The organism is Acidovorax sp. 93 (assembly GCF_003633835.1).
GTDB classification, from domain to species: Bacteria; Pseudomonadota; Gammaproteobacteria; order Burkholderiales; family Burkholderiaceae_C; genus Acidovorax; species Acidovorax facilis.
Genome location: NZ_RBIT01000001.1, coordinates 4,524,464 through 4,537,712, shown reverse-complemented (window position 1 = coordinate 4,537,712; position 13,249 = coordinate 4,524,464). Strand labels below are relative to the sequence as shown.

Here is a 13,249-nt window from a genome sequence, read left to right as displayed (position 1 = left end):
TTACACGAACTTGCCGGTGATGCCCCCGTCCACCACCAGCTCGGTGCCGGTCACGTAGGCGGCGGCATCGCTGGCGAGGAAGGCGCAGGCATGCGCCACATCCCACGCCGTGCCCATGCGGCCCATGGGCACCTGGCGGGCACGCGCGGCGCGGGCCTCGTCGAGGCTGGTGTCCGAGAACATCTTCGCCACCGTGGTGGCGATGCGTGGCGTATCGATGAGCCCCGGCACCACCGTGTTGGCGCGCACGCCCTGGCCCGCGTACTGCTGCGCCACCATGCGTGTGAAGTGCGTGACAGCCGCCTTGGTCACACCGTAGGCCAGGTGCGGGTAGCCGAGGTAGCGCATGCCCGCGATGGACGAGATCGCAATGATGGAACCCCGCCCGCGCTCCACCATGGAGGGCAGCACCTGCTGGCAGGCCAGCAGCAGGCTGTTCACATTGACGGAATGGATGCGGTCGAAGTCTTCAACGCTCGTCTCCAGCGGGCCGCCGGTCTTGCCGATGCCCACATTGTGGTGCAGCACATCGATGGCGCCGCCAAAGCGCTCGCGTGCCTCGGCAAACAGGCGCTGCACATCGGCCGCGTCCGCCACGTCGCCCACCAGGGTGGCGGCCGTGCCGCCCTCGGCGTGGATGAGCGCCGTGGTCTCTTCGGCCGAGGCTGCGTCGCGGTCCGCCACACACACGCTGGCGCCCAGGCGCGCGTAGATCACGCAGGCAGCGCGGCCAATGCTCCAGCCCGGTCCGGCAGACCCGCCCCCGGCCACAAAGACGACGCGGCCCGACAGGTCCAGCGGCAGGGCGGGTGGATGGTCTGGCGGTGCGCTCATGCGTCCGCGCCCTGGCCGGCACTGCCGCCGACGAAGGGAATGGCGTGCTCCACCGTGTCCCAGATGAATCGTCCCGAGGGGCTTTGCTGCTCTTCCACGATGTGCGCCACCAGCCCGGCCGCACGCGAGATCACGGCAAAGCCGCGCATCACGGCTGTGGGCACGCCGATCTCGCCCAGCAGCGCGGCCACCGCGCCCGTGGCGTTGATGGTGATGGGGCGGCCTGCCACTTCATCCACAGCCTTGGACAGCGTCTCCAGCGCGCGGATCTTGTCGCCCTGCAGCTCAGGCTCGGCGCGGCCCATCTCCAGCAGCTTGTAGGCGCGCGGGTCCACGGGCTTGTGCAGGTGGTGGCCAAAGCCGGGCACGGGGGATTTGAGGCCCTTGTAGTGGCGCGCAATGGTGAGCGCCTCCGCCTCAGGGTCTTGCGCCGCCGCAATGCGGTCGAGCAGGCCCGAGCAGTTCTCCATGGTGCCCACGAAGGAGCTGCCCACGGCCAGCAGGCCCGCGCTCACGGCGCCCTGCAGGTTCTCGGGCGCGCTCATGTAGATGAGCCGCGTGGCAATGGCGCTGGGCGTGAGGCCGTGCTCCATCAGCACGATGAGCACCACGTCGGTGATGCGCAGGTCCACGCCGCGCGGGGTGCGGCCCAGGATCTGCATGAGCATCACCTCGGTGAAGGTCCTCTTCCCCATCAAGTCCTCGACCAGGTCCGCATCGCGGTAATGCAGGCTGGTGAGGGTGTGGGTGCACAGGCGGGTGACGGGGGTCTTGAAAGCAGGGTGGGTCATGAAATGGGTTCCTTCGTTCAGGCAGTGGCCGTACCAGCTAGGGCAGCCAGGGCCGCATCGCGTACGGCAGACTTGAGCACCTTGCCCACAGGCGAGCGAGGCAGGCTCTCGTGAAAATGGATGCGCTTGGGCGTCTGCACCGGTCCCAGGCGTTCGCGCACAAAGGCGATCAGCTCGGCCTCGCTCGCGTGCTCGCCGGGGCGCAACTGCACGGCGCCCTGCACGGTCTCGCCCCACTTGTCGTCGGGCAGGCCGAACACGGTGCATTCGTGCACCGCAGGGTGCTGGCCCAGCGCGTTCTCCACGTCCACGGGGTAGACGTTGAAACCGCCAGTGATCACCATGTCTTTGAGCCGGTCCTTGAGGTAGAGAAACCCCCGCTCATCGATCAGGCCCCGGTCGCCCGTGTGCAGCCAGCCGTCCACCAGGGTCTCGGCCGTCTTCTCGGGCAAGCGCCAATAGCCGGTCATCAGCAGGTCGCCCCGCGCCACCACCTCGCCCACCTCGCCCGGGGGCAGCAGGCGGCCGTCGGGCGCCATGATGCCCACGTCGCTGAACCAGGTGGTGCGGCCCACCGAGGCCAGGTTGCGCTCGTCCTCGAAATCCTCGGGGCACAGCACGGTGAGGATCTGCGGCGCCTCGGTCTGGCCGTAGGTGGTGCCCAGCACCGGGCCGAAGAACTCGCGCACCTGGCGGATCTTATCGGGGGGCATAGGGGCACCACCGTAGATGAGCCGGCGCAGGCGCGGAAAGTCTTCGCGCGACGCGCCAGGCAGCGCCATCAGCATGTAGACCAGCGTGGGCGGCATGAAGCACACGGTGCCGCCGCGCTCGCGGAAGGCCGTGCGCACCGCCTCGGCGCCCGCGCCCGCCAGCACCACGTGGCAGCCGCCCTGCGCCAGGATGGGCAGAAGGTACGTGGACGTGCCGTGCGTGATGGGCGCGGCGACGATGTAGCGCTCGTGCTCGTCAAAGCCCCAGGCGTGGATCTGGTTGGTTATGTTGGCCATCCACGCGCGGTAGGGCTGCATCACGCCCTTGGGTGCGCCCGTGGTGCCGCCAGTGAACTTGATGGCCTGGGTGGCGTCGTCCGGCAGGTCCAGCTGCGGGCGGGGTGCGCCAGCGTGCGCAGCGGCCAGGCTGGCCAGCGTGGTGGCGTCCTCGGTGGCCGGCGCCCCAGTCAGCACGCGGGCGCCGGGCGCGCCTTCGAGCAGGTCGGCGCACGCGGCGTCCAGCACCAGCAGGGTGGGCTCGGTGGCGTCGATGATGCGGCGGATCTCGGGCCGCGTGCTCTTGGGGTTGAGCGGCACCCACACCTTGCCGCAGGCCAGCACGGCCAGCAGCGCGGCGATGTGGTCGGCGCTGTTGCCCGCGCAGATGCCCACGCGGCTTTGGGGTGTGGGGTCGATGGCTGTGAAGCCCGCCGCGAGCGCTGTCACGCGGGCGGCCAGCGCGTCGTAGCGGATGGCGCCCTCGTGCGCGTCGATGGCAATGCGGTCGGGCCAGCGCTGGGCGGCCCGCCAGAAGAAGTCGATGGGGAACATGAAAGAGATGAGGTTGTGTGGGTGATCTGTCACTCGGCGGATGCGCCCGACTCTTTCACCACTTCGCGCCAGCGCTTGATCTCGGCGGCGGCAAACTGGCGCATCTTGTCGGGGGTGCCACCATCGGGCGTGGCGGCCAGCTCCTGCAGGCGCGTGCGCACCTCGGGCTGGGCCAGCACCTTGTTCAGGGCCGCGTTGACCTGCTCGATCACGGCGCGCGGCGTGCCCGCCGGTGCGGCCAGGCCAAACCACGACTGCACGTCAAAGCCCGCGTAGCCCGACTCGGCCAGCGTGGGCACGTCCGGCAGCAGGGGCGAGCGCTGGGCGCTGGTGATGGCAATGGCGCGCAGCTTGCCCGCCTGCACGTGCGGCAGGGCCGACGGCGTGTTGTCGAACATCGAGTCCACCTGGCCGCCCAGCAGGTCAGTGACGGCGGGTGCGCTGCCCCGATAGGGCACGTGCAGCATCTTGAGCTTGGACTGCATCTTGAACATCTCGCCCGAGAGGTGGATGGACGAGCCGCTGCCCGAGGATGCAAACGTGATGCCGTCCTTGGACTCCTTGGCGTAGCGCACGTAGTCGGCCAGGTTCTTGATGGGCAGCTTGGGGTTGACCACCAGGATGTTCGGAATCTTGGCGATCATGCCGATGGGCTCGAAGTCCTTGACCGGGTCGTAGCCCAGCTTGGGGTACAGCGTGGCGTTGATGGTGTTGGCGATGGTGTAGACGTACAGCGTGTAGCCATCGGCCGGCGCGCGCGCCACGGCCTCGGCGCCCACGTTGCTGTTGGCCCCGGCGCGGTTGTCCACCACCACCGGCTGGCCCAGCTGGTCGCCGAGCTTGACGGCCACCAGGCGCGCAATCACGTCCGTGGCGCCGCCCGCTGCATAGCCCACCACCAGCTTGACCGGCTTGGCGGGCCAGCCCGAGGCATTGGGCTGGGCCTGCAATGGCATGGCAACGCCGCCGGCCAGGGTGGCGACCAGCGCCAGCAGGGCACGGCGTGGCAGGGATGGCGAAGCTTTGCGCTGACCCAGCGCGGCGGGGGGGTGTGGGCTCATGGTGTCTGTCTCCGTTGGTTTTTGGAAAAATGCCGTCTTGACGCCTGCTGCGTGCCCTGCGGCACACTGCGCGGTGGTTGCGTTGACGAACAAATTCTTTCCCATGCCTTCCCGACCTGCGAATTCAAATGTCCGGCAGCCGGACGAACGTGTGAGCACACGCACGACAGAGGAGCCGGTCGAAGACCCTGGCAGCCGCACGCTGCGGCGCGGCCTGCAGGTGCTGGACGCCGTGCTGGCCCATGGCCGCGACGGTGCGCGTGTGGTGGACCTGTGCCGCGCCGCCGCGCTGGAGCGGGCGCCCGTGTACCGGCTGCTGGCCACGCTGATGGAGAGCGGCTACGTGGCGCAGCGCGGGCGCTTTCGCTACGTGGCGGGCCCGCGCCTGGCCGCCCTGGCCGAGCCCCCGGGCCAGCCCAATCTGGCCGTGCGCCTGGCCCCCGTGCTGGAGCGCGTGAGCCGCGCCTGTGGCGACGCCGCCTTTGCCATCGTGCGCGAAGGCCCCACCTCGCACTGCATTGCACGCCATGTGGGAACGCACCCGGTGCAGATCCTGGTGATCCAGGTGGGCACGCGCCAGCCGCTGGGCGTGGGCGCGGCGGGCCTGGCGCTGCTGGCGGCGCTGCCCGATGCCGAGATGCAGGCCTGCATCGACGCCAACGCGCAAGAGCTGCCGCGCTACGGCGGCATGACGCCCGAGCGCCTGCAGATCCTGGTCCGCGCCACGCGCGAGCGCGGCTGGTCGGTGGTGGGCAACCACGCCACGCAGGGCGTGCTGGCGGCTGGCATGGCCGTGCGCAACGCGGCGGGCGAACCCGTGGCGGCGATCAGCGTGGCATCGACCGTGGACCGCATGCCGCGCGAACGCCAGCAGCTCATCGCGCGCTGGATGCGCGAGGCGCTGGCGGCGCACCTGCCCAATGGCATCTGAGCGGGTCTGCGGCACACTCTGGCAAGCCGCAGACGGACGATGCCAGCCAGCCGACGCCGCGAACGCCACCGAAGCAATCACTACAAAAATAATAGCTTTCAGCGATGAATGGACCTGCGCCAGATGGCAATTTGGCTTCAAACCAATGCTTCCCCTGCCTTTCCACCACCCTGTTGACCGCCTTGCATCCGAGTCACGCCACGCACCCTGAGGCACGCCCATGGAACTGAGACAACTGCGCTATTTCGTGCGTGTGGTGGAGCAAGGCTCCATGAGCCGCGCTGCGCTGGACCTGGACGTGGTGCAGTCCGCGCTGAGCCAGCAAATCACCCGGCTGGAGAGCGAGCTGGCCACGCGCCTGCTGCAGCGCACGCCGCGCGGCGTCACGCCCACAGAGGCAGGGCTGGCGTTCTTTCGCGAGGCGCAGCTCACCCTGCGCCATGCCGACCAGGCCGTGCGCGCGGCGCAGCAGGCGCGGCTGTCGGGCACCGTCACCGTGGGGCTGGCGCCCACCACTTCGGGCGTACTCGGCCTGCCACTGATGCAGGCCATGCGCACACGCTACCCGGACGTGCGGCTGCACATGGTGGAGAGCATGTCGGGCCACCTCACGGCCATGCTGCATGCGCGCGAGCTGGACCTGGCCGTGCTGTTCGACACCCGCCTGCACCAGGCACAACAGGCCACGGGCGCGCGCCGCTGGGACATGGCGCCGCTGCTGGAGGAAGACCTGTTCCTCATCTGCGCCCGTGACCGACGGGAGAGCCCCGGCCCCCCCCGTGGCCGGCAGCTGCCGGAAACCATCACCGTCGCCGAGCTGGTGCAAGAACCGCTGATCCTGCCCACTGGCCCACACGGCCTGCGCAGCACGCTGGACACGGCCTTTGCCCGCGACCGCGTGGCGCCACACGTGGTGCTGGAGGTGGACTCGCTCGCCATGGTGATGGCCGCCGTGGACGCGGGCCTGGGCTCCACCGTGCAGCCCTGGGCCGCCATGGGCCGCTACCCGGATGCGGCCGAGCGTTTTCAGTGCGCACGCCTCACCGACGCGCCCGCGCGCCGCGTCAACCTGCTGTGCAGCCTGCCCGACGAAGAACTCTCACCCGCCGCCCTGGCCGCGCGGGTGGTGCTGGCGGACTGCGTGCGTGAATTGGTGACGAGCGGCCAGTGGTTTGGCACGACATGGATAGGCGGACAAGACACCAGCGCCTGAGCGGCCACCCCGCAGCCATCACGATCCGTGATACCCCCATGACCTGAACCCGCTGCACGGCGGGCCTGCGTCTCCCTACAGTCGCCATCACCCCGATGAACGACACGGCGACCGCGCCAGGAGACACCCCATGGGCCCCACACCCCCTTCTACATTCCCCCCCTCGCAGCGCGCCGCCTGGAGCCACCAGCCATGAGCGGCGATGCTGTGGTCGATGTGCTGGTGATCGGTGGCGGCAACGCCGCCCTGTGCGCCGCCCTGATGGCGCGCGAGGCGGGCGCCAGCGTGCTGCTGCTCGAATCCGCCCCGCGCGCCTGGCGCGGCGGCAACTCGGCCCACACGCGCAACCTGCGCTGCATGCACGACGCGCCGCAGGACGTACTGGTCGATGCCTACCCCGAGGAAGAGTTCTGGCAAGACCTGCTCAAGGTGACGGGCGGGCTGACCAACGAACACCTGGCGCGCCTGGTGATCCGCGAGTCGAGCACCTGCCGCCCCTGGATGCGCCGCCACGGCGTGCACTTTCAGCCCGCGCTGGCAGGCACGCTTCATGTGGCGCGCACCAATGCGTTCTTCATGGGTGGCGGCAAGGCGCTGGTCAATGCGTACTATCGCAGCGCCGAACAACTGGGAGTGCAGATCCGCTACGAAGTACCCGTGGAGCGCATCGAGATGGACGGCAGCCGCTTCATCGCTGCCCACCTGGCGAATGGCGAGCGTATTGCCGCCAAAAGCTGCGTGCTGGCCGCGGGTGGCTTTGAATCGAACCGCGAATGGCTGCGCGAGGCCTGGGGCCAGAACGAGCGCGGGGAGTGGCCGGCCGACAACTTCCTGATCCGCGGCACAGCCTACAACAAGGGTGTCTTGCTCAAGCACCTGCTCGACGACCACGGTGCCGACCGCATCGGCGACCCCACGCAGGCGCACATGGTGGCCATCGACGCGCGCGCGCCGCTGTACGACGGCGGCATCTGCACGCGCATCGACTGCGTGTCGCTGGGCGTGGTGGTCAACCGCGCGGGCGAACGCTTCTACGACGAGGGCGAGGACTTCTGGCCCAAGCGCTATGCCATCTGGGGCCGCCTGGTGGCGCAGCAGCCGGGGCAGATCGGCTACTCCATCATCGACAGCAAGGCCATCGGCCGCTTCATGCCGCCCGTGTTCCCGGGCGTGAAAGCCGACACCCTGCCCGAGCTGGCGCAGAAGCTTGGCCTGCCCGTGGACACGTTCACCCACACGCTCCATGCCTACAACGCCGCCTGCCGCGTGGGCACGTTCGACCACACCAGGCTGGACGACTGCCACACTGAAGGCGTGGCACCCGCCAAGACGCACTGGGCTCGGCCCATCGACACCGGGCCGTTCTATGGCTACGCGCTCAAGCCCGGCGTCACCTTCACCTACCTGGGCCTGCACACCGACGACACCGCTGCCGTGCGCTTTGGCAACGTGCCCAGCCCCAACCTGTTTGTGGCTGGCGAAATGATGGCCGGCAACGTGCTGGGCAAAGGCTACACCGCCGGGGTCGGCATGAGCATTGGCACCGCGTTTGGCCGCATTGCAGGCACGCAGGCGGCATTGGCATCAAAACAGGCCCCAGCGCACATCCCACAAGCGCAAACAGCTATAAAAACAGGAGTAAACGATGCAAACGCTTGAAGCCCTGGCGCGTGACGCTAAAGCGCTGGCGAATGGCGGCATTGTGCTGTCGGCCCCCGAAACCGAGGTGGCGCGCCAGCTGCAGATCTGCAATGCCTGCCGCTACTGCGAAGGCTTTTGCGCCGTGTTCCCGGCCATGACGCGGCGTCTGGAATTTGGCAAGGCCGACATCCACTTCATCGCCAACCTGTGCCACAACTGCGGCGCCTGCCTGCACGCCTGCCAGTACGCACCGCCGCACGAGTTTGCGGTGAACATTCCGCAGGCCATGGCCCAGGTGCGTGGCCAGACCTACGCCGACTACGCCTGGCCACCCGCTCTGGGCCAGCTCTACCAGCGCAACGGCCTCGCGTTGGCGCTGGCGCTGGTGGCCGGGCTCACGCTGTTCCTGCTGCTGGCCGTGGCGCTGCATGGCCAGGGCATCGCCGCGCTGTGGCAGGCCCCGGTGGGCGGCTTCTACGGCATCTTCCCTCACAACCTGCTGGTGGGGCTGTTTGCGCCCGTGTTCCTGTTCGCCGTGCTGGCGCTGGGCATGGGCGTGCGCCGCTTCTGGCGCGATATCACACCTGCCACCAGCGGCGCGCCGCTGAGCGCGCCCGCAACGGCCGAGGCCACCGATGCCGTGCTGCGCCTCAAGTACCTGGACGGCGGCCATGGCGACGGCTGCCACAACGAGGACGACGCCTACACCCTGTCGCGCAGGCGCATGCACCACCTCACGTTCTACGGCTTCATGCTGTGTTTTGCGGCCACCAGCGTGGCGACGCTGTACCACTACCTGCTGGCCTTGCCTGCACCGTACGACCTGCCCAGCCTGCCCAAGCTGCTGGGCGGGCTGGGTGGCATCAGCCTGGCGATTGGCACGGCCGGCCTGTGGCGGCTGAACCTGCGCCGCCACCCGCAACACGGCGACGCCGCGCAAAAGCCCATGGACCGCGCCTTCATCGCCCTGCTGTTCCTCACCGCCACCAGCGGCCTGGCCTTATGGGCCGCGCGCGGCACCGCAGGCCTGCCGCTGCTGCTGTGCCTGCACCTGGGCGCGGTAATGGCGCTGTTCGCCACCATGCCCTACGGCAAGTTTGCGCACGGCATTTTCCGCACCGCTTCGCTGCTGCGCCACGCGGTGGAAAAGCGCCAGCCCCACCCCATCGGTTTGAGCGCCGACTGAGCCAACGATCCATACACCACCCACGATGAAGGAGACACCCATGAAAAAACGCACCCTGCTGCACTGTGCCCTGGCACTGGCAACCGCCCCCCTGGCGTTCGGCGCTGCCGCGCAAGACTTTCCGCCCAAGAAGCCCGTCACGCTCGTCGTGGGCTTTGCCGCAGGCGGTGCAGCCGACGCGGCGGCGCGACTGATTGCCAAGAAGCTGGGTGAGAACATCGGCCAGTCGGTGGTGGTGGACAACAAGGGTGGCGCCGGCGGCAATATCGCGCACCAGTTCGTGGCCAACGCGGCACCCGACGGCACGGTGCTGCTGTTCGGCTCGGTGGGCCCGCTCACCATTGCGCCGCACTTGATGAAGCTCACCTATGACCCGTTCAAGGACCTGGCGGCGATCTCAGGCGGCGTGAACTTCCCCAACGTGCTGGTCGTGCACAAGGCTGCAGGCGCAAAGACGCTGGCAGAGTTTGTGCAGCTGTCCAAGAAGAAGCCTGGCAGCGTTGACTTTGCCTCCACGGGCGCGGGCTCGGCATCGCACCTGGCGGGCGAGCTTTTCAACCAGCGGGCGGGCATCGACATGACCCACGTGCCCTACAAAGGTGGGGCACCCGCCTTGCAGGATTTGCTGGGCGAGCGCATCACCTCCTACTTTGCAGCCCCACCCACGGCCCTGCCGCACATCGAAACGGGCAGGCTGATCCCGCTGGCCACCACGGGTCTCACGCGGCCAGCCTATCTGCCCAATATCCCCACCGTGGCGGAATCGGGCTTTCCGGGCTTTGAGGCGCTCAACTGGTATGCGTTTGTGGCGCCGGGCAAAACGCCGGTGCCGCTGCTGGAGCGCTGGAACCAGGAGATCGTCAAGGTGCTCAACGACCCGGCCGTGAAGGACGCACTGAACAAGCACGGCCTGACGCCCCAGCCCACCTCACGCGCCGAACTCACCGCCTTCATGAAGAAGGAGTCGACCCAGTGGGCTGCCATCATCAAGGAGCGCAAGCTCACGGCGGACTGAGCTGGCCTCTGCGGCAAAGCGGTGCCCCCGCCGCACCATGCAGTTCAGGCCATCTTCTTGCGCGCCGCGCTGCCGCGTGCAGAAAAGCCGGCCCGTTCGCTGCTGGCCTGGGCCTCACCCACCAGCCAGCGTGTGAACCGCGCGACCGCTTCGTTCTCGGCCAGTGCTGCACGGCTGCACAGGTAATAGCCCCGGTCCGTGTTCACGGCCGGGCTGAAGGGCAACACCAGCTGGCCCGACGCCAGTTCGGCTTCGATCAGCATGGGCTGGATCACCGTGACCCCCATGCCCGCACAGGCTGCAACGATCAGGTTGTTGCCCAGATCAAACCCCGGGCCCAGTACGGGGGCTACGTCTATCCCTGCGGCCTTTTGCAGCCACAGCGCCCAATTGCCGGGAAAGTTGATGTGCTGCAGCAGCGTTGCCTTGAGCAGATCACGCGGTTGGCGCAGCTTGGCCGCCAGCGCCGGGGTGCAAGCGGGCACGATCTCCCGCCCCGCCAAGTAGCGTGCACGGATGCCGCGCGGCCAAGTGCGCCCGGGGCGCTTCACATTGACCCACAGGTCCACGTCGTCGCGCGTGAAGCTCTCATCGTGGTGGAACGGCCGCAGCTCGATCTCGATGTCCGGGTGCAGCGTGTGGAACTGGCCCAGCCGTGGGACCAGCCAGCGGGTGGCCAGGGTGGGTACTACGCTGACCCGCAGCCGACGCTTTGAAGCACGCACCCCGAACCGGCTCACGGCGGTCTCCAAGCCTGCCACGTGGGCCTCCACCAATTGCTGGAATTCGCGGCCCCGCGCCGTGGGTAGCACCCGGGGGCCGGAGCGGTCCAGCAGCGTGCATTCCAGCCGCTGCTCCAGCCGCTGCACTGCCCGGCTGACAGCCGCCTGGGTCACGAACAGCACACCCGCCGCCTGTCGAAAACTGCCAAGCTGGCAGACCGCAAGAAAGGCGTGCAACTCGGGCAGCGAGGGGGACTTGAACTGCATGGTGGTGATTACATCCGGTTATCAGCGCAGATCAAATTGTCGTTTGCCCGCAGGCACCTGGCTCCCTACGCTTCGCCCATCTGTCCCACCTTGATTCCCGAGAACCATGCAGCTGCCCGAAGCCCTTCTCCCCGCCGCGCCCGTCCAGGTGCTCCTGCCCGCCACCGATGCCCCCATCCCTTTGGTCTGCGACTCTCCGCACAGCGGCACCGACTATCCGCCCGACTTTGGCTATGCCGTCTCCACCGCCGATCTGCGCAAGTGCGAAGACACCCATGTGCACTGGCTGTGGGACGCCGTGCCGCGTGTGGGCGGCACGCTGGTGCACGCCACCTTTGCGCGCAGCTACATCGACCCGAACCGCCATGAGCACGACATCGACCCCACCATGCTGGCCGATGCCTGGCCCGGCAATACCGCCCCTACCGCCCGCACCCTGGAGCTGGGCATGGGGCTGATTCCCAGCCACACCCCCACGCACCAGCGCATCTACGCGCGCCGCCTGTCGGCCCAGGAGGTTGCGCACCGCATCGCCCACTACTGGCGCCCATACCAACATGCGCTGGCGCAGGCACTGGAGGCCGCCGCCCAGCGTGGCCCGCGTTGGCACTTGAACTTGCATTCCATGCCCAGCAACGCCTACGAGCGGCTGGGCCGCGTGGCGCCCGGCCCGCTGGCCGACGTGGTGCTGGGCGACCTGAACGGTCGCAGCTGCAGCAGCGCATTCACCCAGCGCGTGGCCGAAGCTTTCCGCCGCCGCGGCTACTGCGTGGCCATCAACGACCCCTATGCAGGCCAGGAGCTGCTGCGCCGGTTCGGGGCGCCTTCGCGGGGTCATGAAAGCCTGCAGATCGAGATCAACCGGGCCATCTACCTGAACGAGCAGACGCGGGAGCCGCTGCCACACGCCAACCGCGTGCGCGCGGACATCACCGACCTGCTGCACGAGATGGCCGCCCATATCCGCAGCGCTTGCCTGGACAACGCCTGATTTCAACCAAGAGGACCCACCATGCCCACCCCCATGAACCGCCGCCGTTTTATCGCATCGACCAGCGCCGTGACGAGCGCCATTGCCCTGCCGGCACTGGCCCAGGCGCCCGACCGCTATCCCACACGTCCGATCACGCTGGTGGTGCCGTTTCCGCCCGGAGGCGCCGTAGACAACTCCGGCCGGGCGATAGCCGACAGGCTGGGCCGAGTGCTGGGGCAGCCCGTGATTGTGGAAAACAAAGGGGGCGCTGGCGGCACCATCGGCACCACGCAGGTGGCCAAGGCCCAGCCCGATGGCTACACGCTGATCGTCACCTCGCAGACCACGCATGTGATCAACCCCGCCCTGTCGGCCAGTCTGCCCTACGACGCGGTCAATGACTTCGCCCCCATCACGCTGATTGATCGCCTGGCCAATGTGCTCTTGATCACCCCCGGCCTGCCCGTGAAGAACTTCGCCGAGTTCGTGAAATACGTGAAGGAGAACCCGGGCAAGCTGAACTACGCCTCCTCGGGCAATGGCTCGCTGGCGTACCTGAGCATGGAGCTGCTCAAGGCCAAGCTGGGGCTGTCCATCACCCACATCCCATACAGGGGCGCTGGCCCCGCGCTGACCGACCTGCAGGCGGGCCAGGTGCACATGACCTGGAACAACCTGTCCTCCAACCTCAGCATGGCTCAGAACGGTCGCCTGCGCGCGCTGGCGGTGGCATCGCCAATCCGCGCTCCCCAACTGCCGGATGTCCCGACCTTCGACGAGCTGAAGTTGCCGGAGCTGAACCTGACTTCCTGGACAGGTCTTGCCGCACCTGCAAAAACGCCGGAATCCATCGTTGCGCAGCTCTACGAAGCGATGCGTACCGTGTTGCGTGATCCGCAAACACAAAGGGCATGGAATGACCGCGGCGCTATGCTGCCTGATACCGTGAAGCCCGCAGAGTTTCGCAAGGAGATTCAGCAGCGCATCGGTTTTTACAAGAACATCGTGAAGACCCACAAGATCTCCGTGGATCAATAGTGCCCACTCCCCATCCGTGCGGAATGGACGAAA

The 13,249-nt window shown here is 68.1% G+C and carries 12 protein-coding genes; 7 read left to right on the top strand and 5 right to left on the bottom strand.

Going from position 1 to position 13,249, the window contains the following annotated elements:
- From C8C93_RS20700 to C8C93_RS20685, 4 genes are read right to left on the bottom strand one after another with little or no spacing between them, the layout of a single operon-like run.
- Entirely contained in the window at positions 1–834 is an 834-nt protein-coding gene (locus C8C93_RS20700; RefSeq protein ID WP_121508139.1) for an SDR family NAD(P)-dependent oxidoreductase, read from the bottom strand.
- Positions 831–1,625: a citryl-CoA lyase gene (locus tag C8C93_RS20695; RefSeq protein ID WP_121508138.1), complete on the bottom strand. Its 795-nt coding sequence runs from the start codon at positions 1,623–1,625 to the stop codon at positions 831–833. Before C8C93_RS20695 ends, C8C93_RS20700 begins: the two co-directional genes overlap by 4 nt.
- Positions 1,626–1,642: 17 nt before the next feature.
- A complete protein-coding gene (locus C8C93_RS20690; RefSeq protein WP_121508907.1) occupies positions 1,643–3,169 on the bottom strand; it encodes a class I adenylate-forming enzyme family protein in 1,527 nt (508 codons plus the stop codon).
- 29 nt (positions 3,170–3,198) lie between these two features.
- Entirely contained in the window at positions 3,199–4,230 is a 1,032-nt protein-coding gene (locus C8C93_RS20685; protein WP_121508906.1) for a tripartite tricarboxylate transporter substrate binding protein, read from the bottom strand.
- 103 nt (positions 4,231–4,333) lie between these two features.
- Here C8C93_RS20685 and C8C93_RS20680 point away from each other — a divergent pair, with 103 nt between their 5' ends.
- From C8C93_RS20680 to C8C93_RS20660, 5 genes are all read left to right on the top strand, one after another.
- The gene (locus C8C93_RS20680) at positions 4,334–5,161 is read left to right on the top strand and encodes an IclR family transcriptional regulator (RefSeq protein WP_121508137.1); all 828 of its coding nucleotides are present in this window, start codon (positions 4,334–4,336) and stop codon (positions 5,159–5,161) included.
- 220 nt (positions 5,162–5,381) lie between these two features.
- Complete coding sequence (locus C8C93_RS20675; protein ID WP_121508136.1) at positions 5,382–6,374, top strand: LysR substrate-binding domain-containing protein; 993 nt, start codon at positions 5,382–5,384, stop codon at positions 6,372–6,374.
- A 192-nt stretch (positions 6,375–6,566) separates the two neighbouring features.
- Positions 6,567–8,033 (top strand): FAD-dependent tricarballylate dehydrogenase TcuA, encoded by a 1,467-nt coding sequence (gene tcuA, locus C8C93_RS20670; RefSeq protein WP_121508135.1) that lies wholly within the window; start codon positions 6,567–6,569, stop codon positions 8,031–8,033.
- Positions 8,020–9,201: a tricarballylate utilization 4Fe-4S protein TcuB gene (gene tcuB / locus C8C93_RS20665; protein WP_121508134.1), complete on the top strand. Its 1,182-nt coding sequence runs from the start codon at positions 8,020–8,022 to the stop codon at positions 9,199–9,201. The genes tcuA and tcuB overlap by 14 nt, the downstream gene beginning before the upstream one ends.
- A 40-nt stretch (positions 9,202–9,241) precedes the next feature.
- Complete coding sequence (locus C8C93_RS20660) at positions 9,242–10,216, top strand: tripartite tricarboxylate transporter substrate binding protein (protein ID WP_121508133.1); 975 nt, start codon at positions 9,242–9,244, stop codon at positions 10,214–10,216.
- A gap of 44 nt (positions 10,217–10,260) precedes the next feature.
- On the opposite strand, the gene C8C93_RS20655 is transcribed toward C8C93_RS20660, so the two are convergent.
- Positions 10,261–11,205, bottom strand: coding sequence for a LysR substrate-binding domain-containing protein (locus C8C93_RS20655; RefSeq protein ID WP_121508132.1), 945 nt, complete (start codon positions 11,203–11,205; stop codon positions 10,261–10,263).
- Positions 11,206–11,311: 106 nt separating this feature from the next.
- On the opposite strand from C8C93_RS20655, the gene C8C93_RS20650 reads away from it, so the two are divergent.
- Entirely contained in the window at positions 11,312–12,196 is an 885-nt protein-coding gene (locus tag C8C93_RS20650; protein ID WP_121508131.1) for an N-formylglutamate amidohydrolase, read from the top strand.
- A gap of 21 nt (positions 12,197–12,217) precedes the next feature.
- Entirely contained in the window at positions 12,218–13,216 is a 999-nt protein-coding gene (locus tag C8C93_RS20645; protein WP_121508130.1) for a tripartite tricarboxylate transporter substrate binding protein, read from the top strand.
- Positions 13,217–13,249: the final 33 nt, after the last annotated feature.

Excerpts from the sequence above, each read along its gene's own strand:
- C8C93_RS20650 (WP_121508131.1), top strand. The coding sequence starts at position 11,312 with ATGCAGCTGCCCGAAGCCCTTCTCCCCGCCGCGCCCGTCCAGGTGCTC.
- C8C93_RS20700 (WP_121508139.1), bottom strand. The coding sequence starts at position 834 with ATGAGCGCACCGCCAGACCATCCACCCGCCCTGCCGCTGGACCTGTCG.
- C8C93_RS20660 (WP_121508133.1), top strand. The coding sequence starts at position 9,242 with ATGAAAAAACGCACCCTGCTGCACTGTGCCCTGGCACTGGCAACCGCC.
- tcuA (WP_121508135.1), top strand. The coding sequence starts at position 6,567 with ATGAGCGGCGATGCTGTGGTCGATGTGCTGGTGATCGGTGGCGGCAAC.
- C8C93_RS20675 (WP_121508136.1), top strand. The coding sequence starts at position 5,382 with ATGGAACTGAGACAACTGCGCTATTTCGTGCGTGTGGTGGAGCAAGGC.
- C8C93_RS20655 (WP_121508132.1), bottom strand. The coding sequence starts at position 11,205 with ATGCAGTTCAAGTCCCCCTCGCTGCCCGAGTTGCACGCCTTTCTTGCG.
- C8C93_RS20645 (WP_121508130.1), top strand. The coding sequence starts at position 12,218 with ATGCCCACCCCCATGAACCGCCGCCGTTTTATCGCATCGACCAGCGCC.
- C8C93_RS20690 (WP_121508907.1), bottom strand. The coding sequence starts at position 3,169 with ATGTTCCCCATCGACTTCTTCTGGCGGGCCGCCCAGCGCTGGCCCGAC.
- tcuB (WP_121508134.1), top strand. The coding sequence starts at position 8,020 with ATGCAAACGCTTGAAGCCCTGGCGCGTGACGCTAAAGCGCTGGCGAAT.
- C8C93_RS20680 (WP_121508137.1), top strand. The coding sequence starts at position 4,334 with ATGCCTTCCCGACCTGCGAATTCAAATGTCCGGCAGCCGGACGAACGT.
- C8C93_RS20695 (WP_121508138.1), bottom strand. The coding sequence starts at position 1,625 with ATGACCCACCCTGCTTTCAAGACCCCCGTCACCCGCCTGTGCACCCAC.
- C8C93_RS20685 (WP_121508906.1), bottom strand. The coding sequence starts at position 4,230 with ATGAGCCCACACCCCCCCGCCGCGCTGGGTCAGCGCAAAGCTTCGCCA.